The sequence below is a fragment of the Staphylococcus sp. EG-SA-14 genome (assembly GCF_017151935.1).
In the GTDB taxonomy this organism is placed as follows: domain Bacteria; phylum Bacillota; class Bacilli; order Staphylococcales; family Staphylococcaceae; genus Staphylococcus; species Staphylococcus aureus.
Window position 1 is genome coordinate 1 of record NZ_JACVZM010000011.1, and the last position, 21,553, is coordinate 21,553.

Annotated in this window: 27 protein-coding genes; all 27 read left to right on the forward strand. The window is 34.5% G+C overall.

Features of this window, described 5'->3' with window-relative positions; all coding sequences use genetic code 11:
* Positions 1 to 156, forward strand: a 156-nt coding sequence (locus IDG63_RS07830) for a DUF1381 domain-containing protein (protein WP_206176417.1), incomplete at its 5' end; no start/stop codon positions are given.
* Positions 153 to 326 (forward strand): transcriptional activator RinB, encoded by a 174-nt coding sequence (gene rinB, locus IDG63_RS07835; protein ID WP_206176407.1) that lies wholly within the window; start codon positions 153 to 155, stop codon positions 324 to 326. The genes IDG63_RS07830 and rinB, both read left to right, overlap by 4 nt.
* Positions 327 to 473 (forward strand): hypothetical protein, encoded by a 147-nt coding sequence (locus IDG63_RS07840; RefSeq protein WP_009560343.1) that lies wholly within the window; start codon positions 327 to 329, stop codon positions 471 to 473. It begins immediately after the preceding gene.
* Between the two features lie 23 nt (positions 474 to 496).
* Positions 497 to 919 (forward strand): RinA family phage transcriptional activator, encoded by a 423-nt coding sequence (locus IDG63_RS07845; protein WP_000162696.1) that lies wholly within the window; start codon positions 497 to 499, stop codon positions 917 to 919.
* A gap of 186 nt (positions 920 to 1,105) precedes the next feature.
* A complete protein-coding gene (locus IDG63_RS07850) occupies positions 1,106 to 1,546 on the forward strand; it encodes a terminase small subunit (protein WP_001003271.1) in 441 nt (146 codons plus the stop codon).
* Positions 1,533 to 2,810 (forward strand): PBSX family phage terminase large subunit, encoded by a 1,278-nt coding sequence (locus tag IDG63_RS07855; RefSeq protein ID WP_000169938.1) that lies wholly within the window; start codon positions 1,533 to 1,535, stop codon positions 2,808 to 2,810. Before IDG63_RS07850 ends, IDG63_RS07855 begins: the two co-directional genes overlap by 14 nt.
* A gap of 10 nt (positions 2,811 to 2,820) precedes the next feature.
* On the forward strand, positions 2,821 to 4,356 hold the full coding sequence (locus IDG63_RS07860) for a phage portal protein (RefSeq protein WP_031925050.1): 1,536 nt from the start codon (positions 2,821 to 2,823) through the stop codon (positions 4,354 to 4,356).
* A gap of 6 nt (positions 4,357 to 4,362) precedes the next feature.
* Positions 4,363 to 5,358 (forward strand): minor capsid protein, encoded by a 996-nt coding sequence (locus IDG63_RS07865; protein WP_031925051.1) that lies wholly within the window; start codon positions 4,363 to 4,365, stop codon positions 5,356 to 5,358.
* 72 nt (positions 5,359 to 5,430) lie between these two features.
* Positions 5,431 to 5,601, forward strand: a complete 171-nt coding sequence (locus tag IDG63_RS07870; protein ID WP_000072204.1) for a hypothetical protein — start codon at positions 5,431 to 5,433, stop codon at positions 5,599 to 5,601.
* Between the two features lie 134 nt (positions 5,602 to 5,735).
* Complete coding sequence (locus IDG63_RS07875) at positions 5,736 to 6,350, forward strand: DUF4355 domain-containing protein (protein WP_000354305.1); 615 nt, start codon at positions 5,736 to 5,738, stop codon at positions 6,348 to 6,350.
* Between the two features lie 13 nt (positions 6,351 to 6,363).
* Positions 6,364 to 7,338, forward strand: coding sequence for a phage major capsid protein (locus IDG63_RS07880; RefSeq protein ID WP_031925052.1), 975 nt, complete (start codon positions 6,364 to 6,366; stop codon positions 7,336 to 7,338).
* Positions 7,339 to 7,359: 21 nt separating this feature from the next.
* Positions 7,360 to 7,647: a hypothetical protein gene (locus tag IDG63_RS07885; RefSeq protein ID WP_031925053.1), complete on the forward strand. Its 288-nt coding sequence runs from the start codon at positions 7,360 to 7,362 to the stop codon at positions 7,645 to 7,647.
* A gap of 8 nt (positions 7,648 to 7,655) precedes the next feature.
* Positions 7,656 to 7,988 (forward strand): phage head-tail connector protein, encoded by a 333-nt coding sequence (locus tag IDG63_RS07890; RefSeq protein ID WP_000208960.1) that lies wholly within the window; start codon positions 7,656 to 7,658, stop codon positions 7,986 to 7,988.
* Entirely contained in the window at positions 7,985 to 8,287 is a 303-nt protein-coding gene (locus IDG63_RS07895) for a hypothetical protein (protein WP_117221676.1), read from the forward strand. Before IDG63_RS07890 ends, IDG63_RS07895 begins: the two co-directional genes overlap by 4 nt.
* A complete protein-coding gene (locus IDG63_RS07900) occupies positions 8,287 to 8,634 on the forward strand; it encodes an HK97-gp10 family putative phage morphogenesis protein (RefSeq protein ID WP_031925055.1) in 348 nt (115 codons plus the stop codon). Before IDG63_RS07895 ends, IDG63_RS07900 begins: the two co-directional genes overlap by 1 nt.
* An 11-nt stretch (positions 8,635 to 8,645) precedes the next feature.
* The gene (locus IDG63_RS07905; protein ID WP_000188649.1) at positions 8,646 to 9,029 is read left to right on the forward strand and encodes a hypothetical protein; all 384 of its coding nucleotides are present in this window, start codon (positions 8,646 to 8,648) and stop codon (positions 9,027 to 9,029) included.
* 18 nt (positions 9,030 to 9,047) lie between these two features.
* The gene (locus IDG63_RS07910; RefSeq protein WP_000002577.1) at positions 9,048 to 9,629 is read left to right on the forward strand and encodes a phage major tail protein, TP901-1 family; all 582 of its coding nucleotides are present in this window, start codon (positions 9,048 to 9,050) and stop codon (positions 9,627 to 9,629) included.
* A 61-nt stretch (positions 9,630 to 9,690) separates the two neighbouring features.
* Positions 9,691 to 10,056 (forward strand): tail assembly chaperone, encoded by a 366-nt coding sequence (locus tag IDG63_RS07915; protein WP_001100164.1) that lies wholly within the window; start codon positions 9,691 to 9,693, stop codon positions 10,054 to 10,056.
* Between the two features lie 29 nt (positions 10,057 to 10,085).
* Positions 10,086 to 10,430 carry a hypothetical protein gene (locus tag IDG63_RS07920; protein ID WP_000105584.1) on the forward strand — a complete coding sequence of 115 codons (345 nt, stop codon included), beginning with the start codon at positions 10,086 to 10,088 and terminating at the stop codon, positions 10,428 to 10,430.
* A 16-nt stretch (positions 10,431 to 10,446) separates the two neighbouring features.
* Positions 10,447 to 13,914, forward strand: coding sequence for a phage tail family protein (locus IDG63_RS07925; RefSeq protein ID WP_206176409.1), 3,468 nt, complete (start codon positions 10,447 to 10,449; stop codon positions 13,912 to 13,914).
* Between the two features lie 12 nt (positions 13,915 to 13,926).
* Complete coding sequence (locus IDG63_RS07930; protein ID WP_117221677.1) at positions 13,927 to 14,874, forward strand: phage tail family protein; 948 nt, start codon at positions 13,927 to 13,929, stop codon at positions 14,872 to 14,874.
* 8 nt (positions 14,875 to 14,882) lie between these two features.
* Complete coding sequence (locus IDG63_RS07935; RefSeq protein ID WP_206176411.1) at positions 14,883 to 16,784, forward strand: SGNH/GDSL hydrolase family protein; 1,902 nt, start codon at positions 14,883 to 14,885, stop codon at positions 16,782 to 16,784.
* Between the two features lie 14 nt (positions 16,785 to 16,798).
* Positions 16,799 to 18,709 carry a phage baseplate protein gene (locus IDG63_RS07940; RefSeq protein WP_206176413.1) on the forward strand — a complete coding sequence of 637 codons (1,911 nt, stop codon included), beginning with the start codon at positions 16,799 to 16,801 and terminating at the stop codon, positions 18,707 to 18,709.
* Positions 18,709 to 20,532, forward strand: coding sequence for a phage baseplate upper protein (locus IDG63_RS07945; RefSeq protein WP_103144029.1), 1,824 nt, complete (start codon positions 18,709 to 18,711; stop codon positions 20,530 to 20,532). Before IDG63_RS07940 ends, IDG63_RS07945 begins: the two co-directional genes overlap by 1 nt.
* The gene (locus IDG63_RS07950; protein ID WP_000705914.1) at positions 20,532 to 20,909 is read left to right on the forward strand and encodes a DUF2977 domain-containing protein; all 378 of its coding nucleotides are present in this window, start codon (positions 20,532 to 20,534) and stop codon (positions 20,907 to 20,909) included. Before IDG63_RS07945 ends, IDG63_RS07950 begins: the two co-directional genes overlap by 1 nt.
* 9 nt (positions 20,910 to 20,918) lie before the next feature.
* Positions 20,919 to 21,092, forward strand: coding sequence for an XkdX family protein (locus tag IDG63_RS07955; RefSeq protein WP_015990323.1), 174 nt, complete (start codon positions 20,919 to 20,921; stop codon positions 21,090 to 21,092).
* 40 nt (positions 21,093 to 21,132) lie between these two features.
* Positions 21,133 to 21,432, forward strand: coding sequence for a DUF2951 domain-containing protein (locus IDG63_RS07960; RefSeq protein ID WP_000466784.1), 300 nt, complete (start codon positions 21,133 to 21,135; stop codon positions 21,430 to 21,432).
* The last annotated feature ends 121 nt before the right edge of the window (positions 21,433 to 21,553 follow it).

Here is a 21,553-nt window from a genome sequence, read left to right on the forward strand (position 1 = left end):
ACGCACATAACTAAAGTTAAGAGTAATCAAAGGTTTACAGTTGTTGAGGCAGAGAGTAAAGAAGAAGCGAAAGAGAAGTACAAGGCGCAAGTTAAAAGAGATGCAGTTATTAAAGTGGGTCAGTTGTTTGAAAATATAAGGGAGTGTGGGAAATGATTAAAGAAATACTAAGACTATTATTCTTACTAGCGATGTATGAGCTAGGTAAGTATGTAACTGAGCAAGTATATATTATGATGACGGCTAATGATGATGTAGAGGCGCCGAGTGATTATGCAAAGTTGAGCGATCAGTATGATTTGATGAGGGCGGAGGTGTCAGAGTAGATGATGTGGTTAGTCATAGCAATTATATTACTAGTCATCTTATTGTTTGGTGTGATGTTGCAAGCGGAACAGATAAAAGGTGATGTGAAAGTTAAAGAGCGAGAGATAGAGATATTAAGAAGTAGATTGAGACACTTTGAAGATTAAACATATTTGTACGGAGGGTATTCATGACTAAAAAGAAATACGGATTAAAATTATCAACAGTTCGAAAGTTAGAAGATGAGTTGTGTGATTATCCTAATTATCATAAGCAACTCGAAGATTTAAGAAGTGAAATAATGACACCATGGATTCCAACAGATACAAATATAGGCGGGGAATTTGTACCGTCTAATACATCGAAAACAGAAATGGCAGTAACTAATTATCTTTGTAGTATACGAAGAGGTAAAATCCTCGAGTTTAAGAGTGCAATTGAACGTATAATCAACACATCAAGTAGGAAAGAACGCGAGTTCATTCAAGAGTATTATTTTAATAAAAAGGAGTTAGTGAAAGTTTGTGATGACATACACATTTCTGATAGAACTGCTCATAGAATCAAAAGGAAAATCATATCTAGATTGGCGGAAGAGTTAGGGGAAGAGTGAAATTGGCAGTAAAGTGGCAGTTTTTGATACCTAAAATGAGATATTATGATAGTGTAGGATATTGATTATCTTACTGCGTTTCCCTTATCGCAATTAGGAATAAAGGATCTATGTGGGTTGGCTGATTATAGCCAATCCTTTTTTAATTTTAAAAAGCGTATAGCGCGAGAGTTGGTGGTAAATGAAATGAACGAAAAACAAAAGAGATTCGCAGATGAATATATAATGAATGGATGTAATGGTAAAAAAGCAGCAATTTCAGCAGGTTATAGTAAGAAAACAGCAGAGTCTTTAGCAAGTCGATTGTTAAGAAATGTTAATGTTTCGGAATATATTAAAGAACGATTAGAACAGATACAAGAAGAGCGTTTAATGAGCATTACAGAAGCTTTAGCGTTATCTGCTTCTATTGCTAGAGGAGAACCTCAAGAGGCTTACAGTAAGAAATATGACCATTTAAACGATGAAGTGGAAAAAGAGGTTACTTACACAATTACACCAACCTTTGAAGAGCGTCAGAGATCTATTGACCACATACTAAAAGTTCATGGTGCGTATATCGACAAAAAAGAAATTACTCAGAAGAATATTGAGATTAATATTGGTGAGTACGATGACGAAAGTTAAATTAAACTTTAACAAACCATCTAATGTTTTCAACAGAAACATATTCGAAATACTAACCAATTACGATAACTTCACTGAAGTTCATTACGGTGGCGGTTCAAGTGGTAAGTCTCACGGGGTTATACAAAAAGTTGTGCTCAAAGCTTTGAAAGACTGGAAATATCCTAGACGTATACTGTGGCTTAGAAAGGTTCAATCAACAATTAAAGATAGTTTGTTCGAAGATGTCAAAGATTGTTTGATAAACTTCGGTATTTGGGATATGTGCCTTTGGAATAAGACTGATAACAAAGTTGAATTGCCAAACGGCGCAGTTTTTTTGTTTAAAGGATTGGATAATCCGGAGAAAATAAAGTCGATAAAAGGCATATCAGACATAGTCATGGAAGAAGCGTCTGAATTCACACTAAATGATTACACGCAATTAACGTTGCGTTTGAGGGAGCGTAAACACGTGAATAAGCAAATATTTTTGATGTTTAACCCAGTATCTAAACTGAATTGGGTTTATAAGTATTTCTTTGAACATGGTGAACCAATGGAAAATGTCATGATTAGACAATCTAGTTATCGAGATAATAAGTTTCTTGATGAAATGACACGACAAAACTTAGAGTTGTTAGCAAATCGTAATCCAGCATATTACAAAATTTATGCGTTAGGTGAATTTGCTACACTAGACAAATTGGTTTTCCCTAAGTATGAAAAACGTTTAATAAATAAAGATGAGTTAAGACATTTACCTTCTTATTTTGGATTGGACTTTGGCTACGTTAATGATCCTAGTGCTTTTATACATTCTAAAATAGATGTAAAGAAAAAGAAGTTATACATCATTGAAGAGTATGTTAAACAAGGTATGCTGAATGATGAAATAGCTAATGTCATAAAGCAACTTGGTTATGCTAAAGAAGAAATTACAGCAGATAGTGCAGAACAAAAAAGTATAGCTGAATTAAGGAATCTAGGGCTTAAAAGGATTTTACCAACCAAAAAAGGGAAGGGCTCGGTTGTACAAGGGTTACAATTCTTAATGCAATTTGAAATCATTGTTGATGAACGTTGTTTCAAGACTATTGAAGAGTTTGACAACTACACATGGCAAAAGGACAAAGATACAGGTGAATATACCAATGAACCAGTAGATACATACAATCATTGTATCGATTCGTTGCGTTATTCAGTGGAACGATTCTACAGACCGGTTAGAAAACGCACAAATGTCAGTTCGAAAGTTGACACAATAAAATCTCTAGGATTATAGGAGGGAACAAATGTTAAAAGTAAACGAATTTGAAACAGATACAGATCTACGGGGAAACATAAATTACTTATTTAATGATGAAGCCAATGTTGTTTACACATATGACGGGACGGAATCCGATTTATTACAAAACGTTAATGAAGTAAGTAAATACATTGAACATCACATGGATTACCAACGACCTAGATTGAAAGTGTTAAGTGATTATTACGAAGGTAAAACTAAGAACTTAGTTGAGTTAACACGACGCAAAGAAGAGTATATGTCAGACAACCGTGTTGCCCATGATTACGCATCTTATATCAGTGATTTCATTAATGGTTACTTCTTAGGTAATCCAATTCAATACCAAGATGATGACAAAGATGTATTAGAAGCTATTGAGGCGTTCAATGATTTAAATGATGTTGAGTCACACAATAGATCTTTAGGATTAGATTTGTCAATTTATGGCAAAGCTTATGAGTTGATGATTAGAAATCAAGATGATGAAACTCGTTTATACAAGAGTGATGCGATGAGCACTTTTGTCATATACGACAATACAATTGAACGTAATAGTATCGCAGGCGTTAGATATTTAAGAACTAAACCAATAGACAAGACTGACGAAGATGAAGTGTTTACAGTTGATTTATTTACTTCTCACGGTGTTTATAGATATCTTACCAGTAGAACAAGTGGATTGAAGCTCACACCACGTGAAAACAGTTTTGAATCTCACTCATTTGAACGTATGCCTATTACAGAATTTAGCAATAACGAAAGAAGAAAAGGGGATTACGAGAAAGTAATCACTTTAATTGATTTGTATGATAATGCTGAATCAGATACTGCTAACTATATGAGTGATTTAAATGACGCTATGTTACTTATTAAAGGTAATTTAAATTTAGATCCTGTAGAAGTTAGAAAACAAAAGGAAGCTAACGTGTTGTTTTTAGAACCGACTGTTTATGCTGATAGCGAAGGTAGAGAAACAGAAGGTTCAGTTGACGGTGGTTATATTTATAAGCAATACGATGTACAAGGTACCGAAGCTTATAAAGACCGTTTGAACAGTGATATACACATGTTTACCAACACGCCTAACATGAAAGATGATAACTTTAGTGGCACTCAATCGGGCGAGGCAATGAAATATAAATTATTCGGATTAGAACAACGTACTAAAACTAAAGAAGGATTGTTCACTAAAGGGTTAAGACGTCGTGCTAAGTTGTTAGAGACAATACTTAAAAATACACGGTCGATTGACGCTAACAAAGATTTCAATACTGTTAGATACGTATACAACAGAAACTTACCTAAATCATTAATCGAAGAATTAAAAGCTTATATTGATTCTGGCGGGAAGATTAGTCAAACAACTTTAATGTCTCTATTCTCGTTCTTCCAAGACCCTGAATTAGAAGTTAAGAAAATAGAAGAAGATGAGAAAGAATCTATCAAAAAAGCTCAAAAAGGTATTTATAAAGACCCTAGAGACATCAATGATGACGAACAAGATGATGATACAAAAGATACTGTTGATAAAAAGGAATGATTGTAATTGCCTAACAAAAACACTCAAGAATATTGGGAAGAACGCGGACGCAAAGCAATCGAGAATGAGTTGAAGCGTGATAAAACTAAAGCTGAAGAAATAGAACGTATATTGAATATGATGATTAAGCGCATTGAAAAAGAGATCAATGCGTTTATTGTCAAGTACGGAGATTTTGCAGGCGTTACATTACAAGAAGCACAAAAGATTATTGATGAGTTCGACGTAAAAGCGTTTCAAGAAGAAGCAAAAAGATTGGTCGAAAACAAGGACTTTAGCGATAGAGCAAATGAAGAATTAAAGAAGTATAACACGAAAATGTATGTATCTAGAGAACAGATGTTAAAGATTCAAATAGAATTCTTAATTGCTTATGCAACAGCTCAAACAGAATTATCGATGAGGGAATATTTCGAATCAACAGCTTATCGTGTGTTCAGTGATCAAGCGGGTATTTTAGGTGAAGGTGTACAAGTAGCTAAAGAAGTTATAGATACAATCGTTGATACACAATTTCATGGTGTCGTTTGGTCAGAGCGATTATGGACTAATACCGAAGCAATGAAACAAGAAGTAGAAGAAATAATTGCTAATGTAGTTATTAGAGGTCGACATCCAAATGAATACGTTAAAGATATGCGCAAGCACTTAAATAAATTCGAAGGAACAGCACGACAAAAGACCGCAGCAATTAAATCATTGCTTTATACGGAATCGGCACGTGTTCACGCACAATCAAGTATTGACAGCATGAAAGAAATTTCACCGGAAGGATATTATATGTATATTGCAAAAATCGATAATAGAACAACTAAAGTATGCAAAGGGCTTAATGGAGAAATATTCAAAGTTAAAGACGCTAAAATTGGTGTTAATTTCTACCCTATGCATATCAATTGTCGTTCAGATTGCGCTTTACTACCTAAATCTATGTGGCCGGAAAAACCAAGCAAGAAACGAAAAACAAAATACTTCGGAGGGAAAGTGAAAAGCGGTGATTGATTTAAAAGTAAAGATTTTTAAAGGTAAGTTAGCTTTGTATGATAGTAAATTGAGTGTTTGGAGGATACTAATATGAGTAATACTGACAAATACCTTAGAGACATAGCAAGAGAGTTAAAAGGTATACGTAAAGAGTTACAAAAGCAAAACGAAACAGTTATTATTGATGCAAACTTAGACAGTGTAAGGTCGGCAGTATTAGCCGATAAAGAAAAATCGAAATATAACGAACCACTCTTTTAATAGCTAGCACTTAATTGTGTTCGCTATTTTTTATGTCCAAACCATGCTTATGACAATAAAAGGTGCAAGCGTTACAGCCCGAACCATGTATGGCTTAAAACTAATCAAGAGTAAATAAATGAGGTGTAAAAACTATGGATATCCAAGAAAAGTTAAAACTCAAATTACAGTTTTTTGCTGAAGAATCAGATGGAGATAATGGAAAATCAAAAGATAACAACGATGATGAAGGCAAAGACAAACAAGACAAAAAGACTAATTCAGAAGAAGAAATCGAAAAAAGACTACAAGAAGAATATAACAAGCGTCTTAAAGAAGAATTAAGTCGTCGTATGAAGCAGAAAGAAAAAGAGAAACAAGAAGCTGTTGATGAAGCTAAACGATTAGCAAAAATGAACAAAGATCAAATCGCTGAATATGAACGCGAACAAATGGAAAAAGAGCTGGAGCAATTACGCTCAGAAAAACAATTAAATGAAATGCGTTCAGAAGCAAGGAAAATGTTAAGTGAAGCAGAAGTTGATTCATCAGATGAGGTTGTTAATTTAGTTGTAACAGATACTGCTGAACAAACTAAATTGAATGTTGAAGCTTTTTCTAATGCAGTAAAAAAAGCGGTTAATGAAGCGGTTAAGATTAACGCTAGACAATCGCCATTGACTGGTGGAGATTCATTTAATCACTCGACTAAAAATAAACCGCAAAACTTAGCTGAAATAGCTAGACAAAAAAGAATTATTAAAAATTAACGGAGGCATTTAAATGGAACAAACACAAAAATTAAAATTAAATTTGCAACATTTTGCAAGTAACAATGTTAAACCACAAGTATTTAACCCTGACAATGTAATGATGCACGAAAAGAAAGATGGCACGTTGTTAAACGACTTTACAACACCTATCTTACAAGAGGTTATGGAAAAATCTAAAATCATGCAATTAGGTAAGTACGAACCAATGGAAGGTACTGAGAAGAAGTTTACTTTTTGGGCTGATAAACCAGGTGCTTACTGGGTAGGTGAAGGTCAAAAAATTGAAACGTCTAAGGCTACTTGGGTTAATGCTACAATGAGAGCGTTTAAATTAGGGGTTATCTTACCTGTAACAAAAGAATTCTTGAATTACACTTATTCACAATTCTTTGAAGAGATGAAACCTATGATTGCTGAAGCTTTCTATAAAAAGTTTGATGAAGCGGGTATTTTGAATCAAGGTAACAATCCATTCGGTAAATCAATTGCACAATCAATTGAAAAAACTAATAAGGTTATTAAAGGTGACTTCACACAAGATAACATTATTGATTTAGAGGCATTACTTGAAGATGATGAATTAGAAGCAAATGCGTTTATCTCAAAAACACAAAACAGAAGCTTGTTACGTAAAATTGTAGATCCTGAAACTAAGGAACGTATTTATGACCGTAACAGTGATTCATTAGACGGTCTACCTGTGGTTAACCTTAAATCAAGCAACTTAAAACGCGGTGAATTAATCACTGGTGATTTCGATAAGTTGATTTACGGTATCCCTCAATTAATTGAATACAAAATCGATGAAACTGCACAATTATCTACAGTCAAAAATGAAGATGGAACACCTGTAAACTTGTTTGAACAAGACATGGTGGCATTACGTGCAACTATGCATGTAGCATTGCATATCGCTGATGATAAAGCGTTTGCTAAGTTAGTTCCTGCTGATGCAAAACCATCTTCAAATCCAGGAGAAGTTTAATAAATAATTAGGAGTGGTAACATGCCCGAAATCATTGGAATTGTTAAAGTAGATTTTACAGATTTAGAAGATAACAGACATGTCTATATGAAAGGGCATGTCTACCCTCGAAAAGGTTATGATCCTACAGATGAACGTATCAAAGCTTTAGCTAGTGTTGAAAATCAACGCAACGAACAAATGATTTACATTGTAAATGACAAATTAACCAAAAAAGAACTTGTCGAAATAGCAAGTGTTGCTGGCTTACAAGTTGATGAAAAACAAACAAAAGCTGAAATTATCAATGCTTTTGAGTCACTAGAGTAGGTGGTTATATGACTACGCTAGCTGATGTAAAAAAACGTATTGGTCTTAAAGATGAAAAGCAAGATGAACAATTAGAGGAAATTATAAAAAGTTGTGAAAGCCAGTTGTTATCAATGTTACCTATTGAAGTTGAACAAATACCGGAAAGGTTTAGTTACATGATTAAAGAAGTTGCAGTTAAACGCTACAACAGGATTGGTGCTGAAGGTATGACATCAGAAGCGGTTGACGGACGTAGCAATGCGTATGAATTGAACGATTTCAAGGAGTATGAAGCTATTATTGATAATTACTTTAATGCTAGAACGAGAACTAAAAAAGGAAGGGCTGTGTTCTTTTGAGATATGAAGATAGAGCTGTTTTTCAATTAGAACAAGTAGCAACTTACCATCCTAAAACTAGCAAAAAAGAAAACACGCTAATCACTTATGATGCGATACCATGCAATATTAATCCTATTTCTAGAGCAAGAAAGCAACTTGAATTTGGCGATTTAAAAAACGATGTAAGTGTCCTGAGGATAAAAGAATCCATATCTTCCCCTGTTAGCCACGTGTTAATTAATGGTATTCGCTACAAGATAGTTGATACAAGGACATACAGACACGAAACGTCATATTATATCGAAGAGGTCAATTGATGAATATAGACGGATTAGACGCGCTGTTAAACCAATTTCACGATATGAAAAACAATATTGATGATGATGTAGATGATATTTTACAGGAAAACGCCAAAGAATATGTAGTACGAGCTAAATTGAAAGCTAGAAAAGTAATGAATAAGGGTTATTGGACTGGTAATTTATCACGCAATATCAGATATAAAAAAACTGGCGATTTGCAATACACTATCACATCGCATGCAGCTTATAGTGGTTTCTTAGAATTTGGTACTCGATACATGGAGGCAGAACCTTTTATGTGGCCGGTATACGAAGTGATTAGAAAATCAACTGTAGAAGAATTGAAGGCGTTGTTTGAATAGGAGATAAAAGTATGACACCGAACCTACAACTTTATAATAAAGCGTATGAAACGCTACAAGGATATGGATTCCCTGTTATTTCTCGTAAAGAGATGCAACAAGAGATTCCGTATCCTTTTTTTGTCATAAAAATGCCGGAGTCAAATAGAAGTAAGTACACGTTTGATAGTTATTCTGGCGATACGAATTTAGTTATCGATATTTGGAGTGTAAGCGATGATTTAGGACATCATGACGGACTTGTTAAAAGGTGTATCGATGATTTAACACCTAGCGTTAAAACAAACGATTATGACTTTGAAGAAGATGATACTAACATCGCACAGTTAGTCGATGATACTACTAATCAAGAATTGCTACACACATCAATAACGATATCTTACAAAACATTTTAAAAAACGGAGGAATATTGAATGGCGAATATGAAAAATAGTAATGACCGTATTATTTTGTTTAGAAAAGCTGGCGAAAAAGTAGATGCTACTAAAATGCTTTTTTTAACTGAATACGGCTTATCACATGAAGCTGATACAGATACAGAGGATACGATGGATGGGTCTTATAACACTGGTGGTTCAGTTGAATCAACAATGTCTGGTACTGCTAAAATGTTTTATGGTGACGATTTTGCAGATGAAATTGAAGATGCAGTTGTAGATCGCGTATTGTATGAGGCTTGGGAAGTTGAAAGTAGAATACCAGGCAAAAATGGAGATGCTACTAAATTTAAAGCGAAATATTTCCAAGGTTTCCACAATAAATTTGAATTAAAAGCAGAAGCTAACGGTATTGATGAATATGAATATGAATATGGAGTGAATGGTCGTTTCCAACGTGGATTTGCAACACTACCTGAGGCTGTAACAAAGAAACTTAAGGCGACTGGATACAGATTCCATGACACTACAAAAGCAGATGCGTTAACTGGCGAAGATTTAACAGCAATTCCACAACCTAAGGTAGATTCATCAACGGTTACACCAGGAGAGGTATAAAAATAGGGCGTTAAGCCCTATTTATTTTGTTTAAATTAATCATGAATGGAGATTTTAAGTTATGAATGTAGAAATTAACGGAAAGTCATTAGAATTAAGTTTTGGTTTTAAATTTTTAAGAGAAATCGATAACCGATTAGGTTTAAAAGTTGAGCAAGCTTCTATCGGTCAAGGTGTATCAATGTTGCCTGTAGGTTTAGAGAGTGGAAATCCTGTTGTGATTGGCGAAGTTTTAATTGCAGCTACATCTCACTTGAAAAAACAAGCAATTACTATTAATAACATTGATGAAGCACTAGATGAAATCGCAGAAAATATTGGACTAGAAGAATTTGGTTCGGATATTTTAACGGAGTTGGGAAAGCGACCTATGACCCGAAACCTAGTCGAAGTAGTGGAAACGGAAGAGAAACCAGCGGGAGCCTAATAACTTACGACAGAATCGTTATAACTTGTATGTCAACACTTGGTATTACAGATTTGAACGTTATTGAGCAAATGACATTAACAGAATATAACTATCGAATGTATGCGAAAGAGTATGAAATGCTAACCCAAGAATTCGAACGTTACAAACTTGCGTTTGCTATTCGTGATGCTGCAGCTACTAAAAATGTTGGGACAGAAAATAAACCTAAAGAGGAATATGTTTTTAACAACGCAAACGACGTATTGCCTTATGAAGAAAATATCCAACGGCTTAACGAAGGTAAAGATATAAGATTTAGTAGCGAACGTGATGAATACGAACCACAAAATAATGAATTCTTTAAAGTTATAGCAGAATTTAATAAGCAATAGAAAGAGAGGTGTTAATGTGACGGAATATAAAATTAAAGCGACTATTGAAGCTAGTGTAGCCAAATTCAAAAGGCAAATTGATAGTGCGGTTAAGGCAGTACAAAAATACAAGCGTACAGCTGATAAGACTAAAGATGTTGAATTAAGTGCTAATGATAAAAAATTACAAAAAACTATCAAGGTTGCTAAAAAGTCTTTAGATGCATTTAGTAACAAAAAAGTAAAAGCTAAATTAGATGCTAAAATAGAAGATCTACAACAAAAAGCTTTAGAAGCAAGTTTTGAATTAAATCAATTAGATTCAAAAGAAGTTACACCAGAAGTTAAGTTACAAAAACAAAAGTTAACTAAAGATATCGCTGAAGCAGAAGCTAAGTTATCAGAACTAGAAAAGAAACGTGTCAATATTGACGTCAATGCTGATAACAGTAAATTCAATCGAGTGTTAAAAGTATCTAAAGCTAGTCTTGAAGCTTTAAATAGGTCTAAAGCCAAAGCTATTTTAGATGTAGACAACAGTGTTGCTAATTCTAAAATCAAACGTACTAAAGAAGAGCTTAAAAGTATTCCAAATAAAACTAGATCTCGACTTGATGTAGATACAAGGCTTTCTATACCAACTATTTATGCGTTTAAAAAATCATTAGACGCATTGCCAAACAAAAAAACAACAAAGGTAGATGTCGATACTAATGGTTTAAAGAAAGCTTATGCCTACATAATAAAAGCAAACGACAATTTCCAAAGACAGATGGGGAATTTAGCTAATATGTTCCGTGTGTTCGGTACTGTAGGTTCTAATATGGTTGGTGGATTACTTACATCATCTTTTAGTGTCTTAATACCTGTAATAGCGAGCGTAGTACCTGTAGTATTTGCGCTATTAAACACTATCAAAGTGTTAACTGGCGGTGTACTTGCTTTAGGTGGTGCGGTAGCAATAGCCGGCGCTGGCTTTGTAGCATTTGGCGCAATGGCAATCAGCGCTATAAAGATGCTTAATGATGGCACTTTACAAGCTAGCTCAGCAACAAACGAATACAAAAAAGCTTTAGATGGCGTAAAGTCAGCATGGACTGATATTATAAAGCAAAATCAATCCGCTATCTTCACAACTCTTGCAAATGGTTTAAATACTGTTAAAACTGCAATGCAGAGCTTACAACCGTTTTTTAGTGGTATTTCAAGAGGAATGGAAGAGGCGTCTCAAAGTGTACTTAAATGGGCTCAAAATAGCGGTGTAGCATCAAGATTCTTCAACATGATGAATACAACGGGTGTTTCGGTATTTAACAAGCTATTAAGTGCTGCAGGAGGTTTTGGTGACGGGTTAGTTAATGTGTTCACGCAATTAGCACCACTGTTTCAATGGTCGGCTGATTGGTTGGATAGATTAGGTCAATCATTCTCTAATTGGGCTAATAGTGCAGCTGGAGAAAATTCGATTACTCGTTTTATTGAATACACAAAAACAAATTTACCTATCATTGGTAATATTTTTAAAAATGTTTTCGCTGGAATTAACAATTTGATGAATGCATTCAGCGGATCATCAACTGGCATATTCCAATCTCTTGAACAAATGACAGCTAAGTTTAGGGAATGGTCTGAACAAGTAGGACAATCTCAAGGGTTTAAAGACTTTGTCAGTTATATACAAACAAATGGACCACTAATAATGCAATTGATTGGAAACATCGCAAGAGGATTAGTTGCATTCGCAACAGCAATGGCTCCTATAGCTAGTGCAGTATTACGCGTTGCAGTTGCAATAACTGGTTGGATAGCTAACTTGTTTGAGGCGCATCCAGCTACAGCACAATTAGTTGGTGTCATTATAACTTTAGTTGGTGCATTTAGATTTTTAATACCGATTATTCTTGCTGTATCTAACTTTATGGGTGGCGGATTAATAGGTAGAATCATTGCATTAGTAAGTAAGTTCGGTTTATTAAGAGCGGGATTAACAATTTTAAAAGGTGCGTTCATGTTATTAAAAGGACCATTAAAAATTATATCAGTTATATTCCAATTGTTATTCGGTAAGATTGGATTAATTAGAAATGCTATCACAGGACTAGTAACTGTGTTTGGTATTTTAGGTGGTCCAATAACAATAGTTATTGGTGTAATCGCTGCATTAATAGCTATATTCGTTTTATTGTGGAATAAAAATGAAGGATTCAGAAACTTTATTATAAATGCTTGGAATGCGATAAAAACGTTTATGGTTACAGTTTGGAATGTGTTGAAAACTGTAGCTTCGGTTGTATGGAATGCTATTTTAAAAGCTATCACTACAGCAGTAACTAATGTATACAATTTTATAATGATTATTTGGAATCAAATAGTCGCTTATTTACAAGGGTTATGGAATGGAATTATCGCTATTGCAACAACAGTATGGAACCTTTTAGTTACAATCATCACAACTGTTTTCACGACGATAATGACAATAGTTATGACGATATGGACAGCTATTTGGACATTCTTAAGTACAATCTGGAACACGATAATTACAATCGCTACTACGATTTGGAATTTGTTAGTCACTGTAATAACTACTGTGTTTACAACAATTATGACTATCGCAATGACAATTTGGAACGCTATTTGGACGTTCTTACAAACGTTGTGGAACACTATAGTTACTGTGGCAACTAAGGTTTGGAACGCTATCACTACAGCTATATCTACTGCGTTACAAGCGGCATGGAGTTTTATTTCTAATATATGGAATACGATTTGGAGTTTCTTATCTGGTATATTAACGACAATTTGGAATAAAGTTGTAAGCATATTCACACAAGTTGTTTCAACTATATCAGACAAAATGTCTCAAGCTTGGAACTTCATTGTCACTAAAGGTATGCAATGGGTATCTACTATAACAAGTACGCTAATTAACTTTGTTAATAGAGTTATTCAAGGATTCGTTAATGTTGTAAACAAAGTTAGTCAAGGTATGACAAATGCAGTAAATAAAATAAAAAGCTTTATAGGAGATTTTGTGTCTGCAGGTGCTGATATGATCCGTGGTTTAATTAGAGGTATTGGACAAATGGCTGGTCAATTAGTAGATGCAGCTAAAAATGTTGCTAAGAAAGCTTTAGATGCAGCTAAAAGTGCTTTGGGTATTCACTCACCTTCACGTGAATTCATGGATGTTGGTATGTATTCAATGCTAGGTTTCGTTAAAGGTATAGATAATCATTCAAGTAAAGTTATCCGTAATGTTTCTAATGTTGCAGATAAAGTAGTTGATGCATTTCAACCTACATTAAACGCACCTGACATTTCTAGTATTACAGGAAACTTAAGTAATTTAGGTGGAAATATAAATGCGCAAGTACAACACACACATTCTATTGAAACATCACCGAACATGAAAACTGTTAAAGTTGAATTCGATGTCAATAACGATGCGCTTACTAGTATTGTTAACGGCAGAAATGCTAAACGCAATTCTGAGTATTACTTATAAAGGAGGTTACAAATGGACATAGAATTAACAAAAAAAGATGGTACTGTAATCAAATTAAGTGAATACGGGTTTATCGTTAACGATATAGTAATTGATAGCATGCAAATCAACACAAAGTATCAGGACAAAGAAAATATGAACGGTCGTATATTAATGGGGAGCAATTATATCAGTAGAGATATAGTTGTTCCTTGTTTTTGTAAAGTTAAAAATCGTTCAGACATTGCTTATATGCGAGATATGTTGTATTCGTTAACGACAGACATAGAACCTATGTATTTGCGAGAAATCAGAAGAAAAGAAGAGTTGAATTACAGGTTTACTCAACCAACTTCTGATGATTACGTGAAATTAGATAAAAACAACTTCCCGGATTACGAATATTCAAGACACGATCAACAAATTTATGTAAACGGTAAACACTATAAAGTTATTTTTAATGGAGTTATAAACCCTAAACAAAAAGGTAATAAAGTTTCTTTTGAACTAAAATTCGAAACTACAGAATTACCATACGGTGAAAGTATTGGAACAAGCCTAGAGTTAGAAGAAAACAAAAAGGTTGGATTGTGGTCGTTTGATTTTAATATTGATTGGCATGCAGGCGGAGACAAAAGAAAGTATACATTTGAAAATTTGAGCAAAGGTACAGTTTACTATCATGGTAGTGCTCCTAACGACCAATTCAACATGTATAAAAAGATAACAATTATTTTAGGCGAAGATACAGAATCGTTTGTATGGAATTTAACGCATGCTGAAATAATGAAAATCGAAGGGATCAAACTAAAAGCTGGAGACAGAATTGTTTATGATAGCTTCCGAGTTTATAAAAACGGTGTCGAAATAAGCACTGAAACGAACATAGCCCAACCAAAATTTAAATACGGAGCTAATAAATTTGAGTTTAATCAAACAGTTCAAAAAGTTCAGTTTGATTTGAAATTTTATTATAAGTAGGTGTCAGAATGACAATAATTGTAAGACCACCTAAAGGTAATGGCGCACCTGTACCAGTAGAAACAACTTTAGTGAAAAAAGTTAATGCTGACGGTGTGTTAACTTTTGATATTCTCGAAAACAAATACACTTATGAAGTTATTAACGCTATAGGGAAAAGATGGATTGTTAGTCATGTCGAAGGTGAAAATGACAAGAAAGAATATGTAATAACTGTCATTGATAGGAAATCAGAAGGTGACAGACAACTGGTTGAATGTACTGCTAGAGAGATTCCTATAGACAAGTTAATGATTGATAGGATTTATGTTAATGTAACAGGATCTTTTACAGTAGAAAGATATTTTAACATTGTGTTTCAAGGTACTGGAATGCTTTTTGAAGTCGAAGGTAAGGTTAAGTCTTCGAAGTTTGAAAATGGCGGTGAAGGCGATACAAGGTTAGAAATGTTTAAAAAGGGATTAGAACATTTCGGTTTAGAATATAAAATAACGTATGACAAAAAGAAAGACAGATATAAGTTTGTATTGACGCCTTTTGCAAATCAAAAAGCGTCTTATTTTATTTCTGACGAAGTCAACGCCAACGCTATAAAACTCGAAGAAGATGCAAGTGATTTCGCCACCTTCATTAGAGGATATGGTAATTATTCAGGAGAAGAAACATTCGAACACGCTGGGCTCGTAATGGAAGCTAGAAGTGCATTAGCTGAAATATACGGCGACATCCACGCAGAACCATTTAAAGATGGTAAAGTGACTGACCAAGAAACTATGGATAAAGAATTACAATCGAGATTGAAAAAGTCGTTAAAACAATCTTTGTCTTTGGACTTTTTGGTGTTAAGAGAATCATATCCAGAAGCAGACCCACAACCCGGAGACATAGTACAAATAAAATCTACCAAACTAGGTTTGAATGATTTAGTCCGTATAGTACAAGTTAAAACGATTAGGGGTATAAACAATGTAATTGTTAAGCAAGATGTAACGCTTGGTGAGTTTAATCGAGAACAACGATATATGAAAAAAGTTAATACTGCAGCTAACTATGTTTCTGGATTAAATGATGTTAACCTTTCTAATCCTAGTAAAGCGGCAGAAAACTTGAAGTCTAAAGTAGCGTCAATAGCTAAATCAACACTCGATTTAATGAGTAGAACTGATCTAATTGAAGACAAACAACAGAAAGTGAGTTCTAAGACTGTAACTACATCAGATGGCACTATCGTTCACGATTTTATAGATAAATCAAACATTAAAGATGTAAAAACGATTGGAACGATTGGCGATTCTGTAGCTAGAGGATCACATGCGAAAACAAATTTTACCGAAATGTTAGGCAAGAAGTTAAAAGCCAAAACAACAAACCTTGCAAGAGGTGGCGCTACAATGGCAACAGTTCCAATAGGTAAAGAAACGGTAGAAAACAGCATTTATAGACAAGCAGAGCAAATAAGAGGAGACCTAATCATATTACAAGGTACAGATGATGACTGGTTACATGGTTATTGGGCAGGCGTACCGATAGGCACTGATAAAACGGATACTAAAACGTTTTATGGTGCCTTTTGTTCTGCAATTGAAGTTATTCGGAAAAATAATCCAACTTCAAAAATACTTGTAATGACAGCTACTAGACAATGTCCTATGAGTGGCACAACGATACGTCGTAAAGATACTGATAAAAACAAATTAGGGTTAACGTTAGAGGATTATGTCAACGCTCAGATATTGGCTTGTAGTGAATTGGATGTACCAGTATATGATGCCTATCATACAGATTATTTTAAGCCATATAATCCAGCGTTCAGAAAATCAAGTATGCCAGACGGATTGCATCCGAACGAGAGGGGTCATGAAGTTATTATGTACGAACTTATTAAAAATTATTACCAGTTTTACGGATAGAAAAGGAGGAAGACATGGATAACAAATTAATTACAGACTTAAGTAGAGTTTTCGATTACAGATATGTAGATGAAAATGAGTATAATTTCAAGCTTATTTCAGACATGCTGACTGATTTTAATTTCTCTCTTGAATACCATAGAAATAAAGAGGTATTTGCACATAATGGAGAGCAAATAAAGTATGAGCATTTAAATGTCACAAGTAGCGTCTCTGATTTTTTAACGTATCTAAACGGCCGTTTCAGCAATATGGTACTAGGTCATAACGGCGACGGTATCAACGAAGTAAAAGACGCGCGTGTTGATAATACTGGTTATGATCATAAGACATTGCAAGATCGTTTGTATCATGATTATTCAACACTAGATGCTTTCACTAAAAAGGTTGAGAAAGCTGTAGATGAACACTATAAAGAATATCAAGCGACAGAATACCGATTCGAACCAAAAGAGCAAGAACCGGAATTCATCACAGATTTATCGCCATATACTAACGCAGTAATGCAATCATTTTGGGTAGACCCTAGAACGAAAATTATTTATATGACGCAAGCTCGTCCAGGTAATCATTACATGTTATCTAGATTGAAGCCCAACGGACAATTTATTGATAGATTGCTTGTTAAAAACGGCGGTCACGGTACACACAATGCGTATAGATACATTGATGGAGAATTATGGATTTATTCAGCTGTATTGGACAGTAACAAAAACAACAAGTTTGTACGTTTCCAATATAGAACTGGAGAAATAACTTATGGTAATGAAATGCAAGATGTCATGCCGAATATATTTAACGACAGATATACGTCAGCGATTTATAATCCTATAGAAAATTTAATGATTTTCAGACGTGAATATAAAGCTTCTGAAAGACAAGCTAAGAATTCGTTGAACTTTGTTGAGGTTAGAAGTGCTGACGATATTGATAAAGGTATAGACAAAGTATTGTATCAAATGGATATACCTATGGAATACACTTCAGATACACAACCTATGCAAGGTATCACTTATGATGCAGGTATCTTATATTGGTACACTGGTGATTCAAAACCAGCGAATCCTAACTACTTACAAGGCTTCGATATCAAAACGAAAGAATTGTTATTTAAACGTCGTATCGATATTGGCGGTGTGAATAACAACTTTAAAGGAGATTTCCAAGAGGCTGAGGGTCTAGATATGTATTACGATCTAGAAACAGGACGTAAAGCGCTTTTAATCGGGGTAACTATTGGACCTGGTAACAACAGACACCACTCAATTTATTCAATTGGCCAAAGAGGTGTTAACCAATTCTTAAAAAACATTGCACCTCAAGTATCGATGACTGATTCAGGCGGACGTGTTAAACCGTTACCGATACAAAACCCAGCATATCTAAGTGATATTACGGAAGTTGGTCATTACTATATCTATACGCAAGACACACAAAATGCGTTAGATTTCCCGTTACCGAAAGCGTTTAGAGATGCAGGTTGGTTCTTTGATGTACTGCCTGGACACTATAATGGTGCTCTAAGACAAGTACTTACCAGAAACAGCACAGGTAGAAATATGCTTAAATTCGAACGTGTCATTGACATTTTCAATAAGAAAAACAACGGAGCATGGAATTTCTGTCCGCAAAACGCCGGTTATTGGGAACATATCCCTAAGAGTATTACAAAATTATCAGATTTAAAAATCGTTGGTTTAGATTTCTATATCACTACTGAAGAATCAAAACGATTTACTGATTTTCCTAAAGACTTTAAAGGTATTGCAGGTTGGATATTAGAAATAAAATCGAATACACCAGGTAACACAACACAAGTATTAAGACGTAATAACTTCCTGTCTGCGCATCAATTTTTAGTTAGAAACTTTGGTACTGGTGGCGTTGGTAAATGGAGTTTATTCGAGGGAAAGGTGGTTGAATAATGGTAGTAGATAATTTTTCGAAAGATGATAACTTAATCGAGTTACAAACAACATCACAATATAATCCGGTTATTGACACAAACATCAGTTTCTATGAATCAGATAGAGGAACTGGTGTTTTAAATTTTGCAGTAACTAAGAATAACAAGCCGTTATCAATCAGTAAACATAATGCGATGACTAGTATTGTGCTTAAGACGGATAACTTTGACGATGAACACGGTGCTTATATTAGTGATGAACTTACAATTGTTGATGCAATTAACGGACGAATGCAATACGTTATCCCAAACGAGTTCTTAAAATACACTGGACGCGTACATGCACAAGCTTATTTTACTCAAAACGGTAGCAATAACGTAATTGTAGAGCGTCAATTTAGCTTCAATATCGAGAATGATTTAATTAGTAATTTTGACGGTAAAACAAAGCTAGTTTATATCAAGTCAATTCAGGACTTAACAGAAAGTGTTAAAGAAGAAGTTGAGGACTTAAAGAAAAGTTTAAGTGATACAAAATCGTTGGTTACTGAAATTGATAGTCGTATTAATCAAGGTATTCAAAGATTAGAAATCAAACAAAATGAAGCGGTACAGATGATTACAACAACACAAGACAAAGCCGTTCAATATATAAATAGCGAGTTCCAGAAAATTGTTGATAAAGAGCAAGCGATTTTTGAACGTGTTAACGAAGTTGAACAACAAATCAATGGCGCTGACCTTGTTAAAGGTAATTCAACAACAAATTGGCAAAAGTCTAAACTTACTGATGATTACGGTAAAGCAATTGAATCGTCTGAGCAGTCCATAGATAGCGTTTTAAGCACAGTTAACACATCTAGGATTATTCATATTACTAACGCAACAGATGCGCCAGAAAAGACGGATATAGGCACGTTAGAGAAGCCTGGACAAGATGGTGTTGATGACGGTTCTTCGTTCGATGAATCAACTTATACATCAAGCAAATCTGGTGTGTTAGTTGTTTATGTTGTTGATAATAATACTGCTCGTGCAACATGGTACCCAGATGATTCAAACGATGAGTACACAAAATACAAAATCTACGGCACATGGTACCCGTTTTATAAAAAGAATGATGGAAACTTAACTAAGCAATTTGTTGAAGAAACATCTAACAACACACTGAATCAAGCTAAACAGTATGTAGATGATAAATTCGGAACAACGAGCTGGCAACAACATAAATTAACAGAACATAATGGTCAATCAATTCAAAAGAATTTATATAACGCCAAAGGCAATTTAGAAGCATTGGGGGCTGGAAATTATTACGTAACAAGTGTGCCGGATTTACCAGGTAGTGTTGAAAGTTATGAGGGTTATTTATCAGTATTCGTTAAAGACGATACAAACAAGCTATTTAACTTCACGCCTTATAACTCTAAAAAGATTTACACACGATCTATCACAAACGGCAGACTTGAGCCACAGTGGACAGTTCCTAATGAACATAAATCAACGGTATTGTTCGACGGTGGCGCAAATGGTGTAGGTACAACAATCAATCTAACCGAACCATACACAAACTATTCTATTTTGTTGGTAAGTGGAACTTATCCAGGTGGTGTTATTGAGGGATTCGGACTAACCGCATTACCTAACGCAATTCAATTAAGTAAAGCGAATGTAGTTGATTCAGACGGTAACGGTGGCGGTATTTATGAGTGCTTACTATCCAAAACAAGTAGCACAACTTTAAGAATCGATAATGATGTGTATTTCGATTTAGGCAAAACATCAGGTTCTGGTGCTAATGCAAATAAAGTAACTATAACTAAAATTATGGGGTGGAAATAATGAAAATCACAGTAAACGATAAAAACGAGGTTATCGGATACGTTAATACTGGCGGTTTACGCAATAGTTTAGATGTAGATGATAACAATGTGCCTATTAAATTTAAAGAAGAGTTCGAACCTAGAAAGTTTGTTTTCACTAACGGCGAAATTAAATACAATAGCAATTTCGAAAAAGAAGACGTACCGAATGCATCAAACCAACAAAGTGAATCAGATTTGAGTGATGAAGAACTTCGCGGAATGGTTGCAAGTATGCAAATGCAGGTGACGCAAGTAAACATTTTGGCGATGGAATTAAAGCAACAAAACGCTATGTTAACACAACAGTTGACTGAACTAAAAGCTGGTAAAACAAATACAGAGGAGGACGTTTAAATGGAGAAAATTAAGATGATTTATCCAACTTTCAAGGACATTAAAACTTTTTATGTGTGGGGTTGCTATAAAAATGACCAAATTAAGTGGTACGTAGACATGGGTGTAATCGACAAAGAAGAATATGCATTGATCACTGGAGAAAAATATCCAGAAACAAAAGATGAAAAGTCACAGGTGTAATGCTTGTGGCTTTTTAATTTAACGCAAAGTAGGTGGCGTAATGTTTGGCTTTACCAAACGACACGAACAAGATTGGCGTTTAACGCGATTAGAAGAAAATGATAAGACTATGTTTGAAAAATTCGACAGAATAGAAGACAGTCTGAGAACGCAAGAAAAAATTTATGACAAGTTAGATAGAAATTTCGAAGAACTAAGGCGTGACAAAGAAGAAGATGAAAAAAATAAAGAGAAAAATGCTAAAAATATTAGAGACATCAAGATGTGGATTCTAGGATTAATAGGGACGATTCTAAGTACATTTGTTATAGCCTTGTTAAAAACTATTTTTGGCATTTAAAGGAGGTGATTACCATGCTTAAAGGGATTTTAGGATATAGCTTCTGGGCGTGCTTCTGGTTTGGTAAATGTAAATAACAGTTAAGAGTCAGTGCTTCGGCACTGGCTTTTTATTTTGATTG

What these genes read in the sequence shown, in the direction of transcription:
- rinB (WP_206176407.1), top strand. Translation starts at nt 153, where the DNA reads ATGATTAAAGAAATACTAAGACTATTATTCTTACTAGCGATGTATGAG.
- IDG63_RS07840 (WP_009560343.1), top strand. Translation starts at nt 327, where the DNA reads ATGATGTGGTTAGTCATAGCAATTATATTACTAGTCATCTTATTGTTT.
- IDG63_RS07845 (WP_000162696.1), top strand. Translation starts at nt 497, where the DNA reads ATGACTAAAAAGAAATACGGATTAAAATTATCAACAGTTCGAAAGTTA.
- IDG63_RS07850 (WP_001003271.1), top strand. Translation starts at nt 1,106, where the DNA reads ATGAACGAAAAACAAAAGAGATTCGCAGATGAATATATAATGAATGGA.
- IDG63_RS07855 (WP_000169938.1), top strand. Translation starts at nt 1,533, where the DNA reads ATGACGAAAGTTAAATTAAACTTTAACAAACCATCTAATGTTTTCAAC.
- IDG63_RS07860 (WP_031925050.1), top strand. Translation starts at nt 2,821, where the DNA reads ATGTTAAAAGTAAACGAATTTGAAACAGATACAGATCTACGGGGAAAC.
- IDG63_RS07870 (WP_000072204.1), top strand. Translation starts at nt 5,431, where the DNA reads ATGAGTAATACTGACAAATACCTTAGAGACATAGCAAGAGAGTTAAAA.
- IDG63_RS07875 (WP_000354305.1), top strand. Translation starts at nt 5,736, where the DNA reads ATGGATATCCAAGAAAAGTTAAAACTCAAATTACAGTTTTTTGCTGAA.
- IDG63_RS07880 (WP_031925052.1), top strand. Translation starts at nt 6,364, where the DNA reads ATGGAACAAACACAAAAATTAAAATTAAATTTGCAACATTTTGCAAGT.
- IDG63_RS07885 (WP_031925053.1), top strand. Translation starts at nt 7,360, where the DNA reads ATGCCCGAAATCATTGGAATTGTTAAAGTAGATTTTACAGATTTAGAA.
- IDG63_RS07890 (WP_000208960.1), top strand. Translation starts at nt 7,656, where the DNA reads ATGACTACGCTAGCTGATGTAAAAAAACGTATTGGTCTTAAAGATGAA.
- IDG63_RS07900 (WP_031925055.1), top strand. Translation starts at nt 8,287, where the DNA reads ATGAATATAGACGGATTAGACGCGCTGTTAAACCAATTTCACGATATG.
- IDG63_RS07905 (WP_000188649.1), top strand. Translation starts at nt 8,646, where the DNA reads ATGACACCGAACCTACAACTTTATAATAAAGCGTATGAAACGCTACAA.
- IDG63_RS07910 (WP_000002577.1), top strand. Translation starts at nt 9,048, where the DNA reads ATGGCGAATATGAAAAATAGTAATGACCGTATTATTTTGTTTAGAAAA.
- IDG63_RS07915 (WP_001100164.1), top strand. Translation starts at nt 9,691, where the DNA reads ATGAATGTAGAAATTAACGGAAAGTCATTAGAATTAAGTTTTGGTTTT.
- IDG63_RS07920 (WP_000105584.1), top strand. Translation starts at nt 10,086, where the DNA reads ATGTCAACACTTGGTATTACAGATTTGAACGTTATTGAGCAAATGACA.
- IDG63_RS07930 (WP_117221677.1), top strand. Translation starts at nt 13,927, where the DNA reads ATGGACATAGAATTAACAAAAAAAGATGGTACTGTAATCAAATTAAGT.
- IDG63_RS07935 (WP_206176411.1), top strand. Translation starts at nt 14,883, where the DNA reads ATGACAATAATTGTAAGACCACCTAAAGGTAATGGCGCACCTGTACCA.
- IDG63_RS07940 (WP_206176413.1), top strand. Translation starts at nt 16,799, where the DNA reads ATGGATAACAAATTAATTACAGACTTAAGTAGAGTTTTCGATTACAGA.
- IDG63_RS07945 (WP_103144029.1), top strand. Translation starts at nt 18,709, where the DNA reads ATGGTAGTAGATAATTTTTCGAAAGATGATAACTTAATCGAGTTACAA.
- IDG63_RS07950 (WP_000705914.1), top strand. Translation starts at nt 20,532, where the DNA reads ATGAAAATCACAGTAAACGATAAAAACGAGGTTATCGGATACGTTAAT.
- IDG63_RS07960 (WP_000466784.1), top strand. Translation starts at nt 21,133, where the DNA reads ATGTTTGGCTTTACCAAACGACACGAACAAGATTGGCGTTTAACGCGA.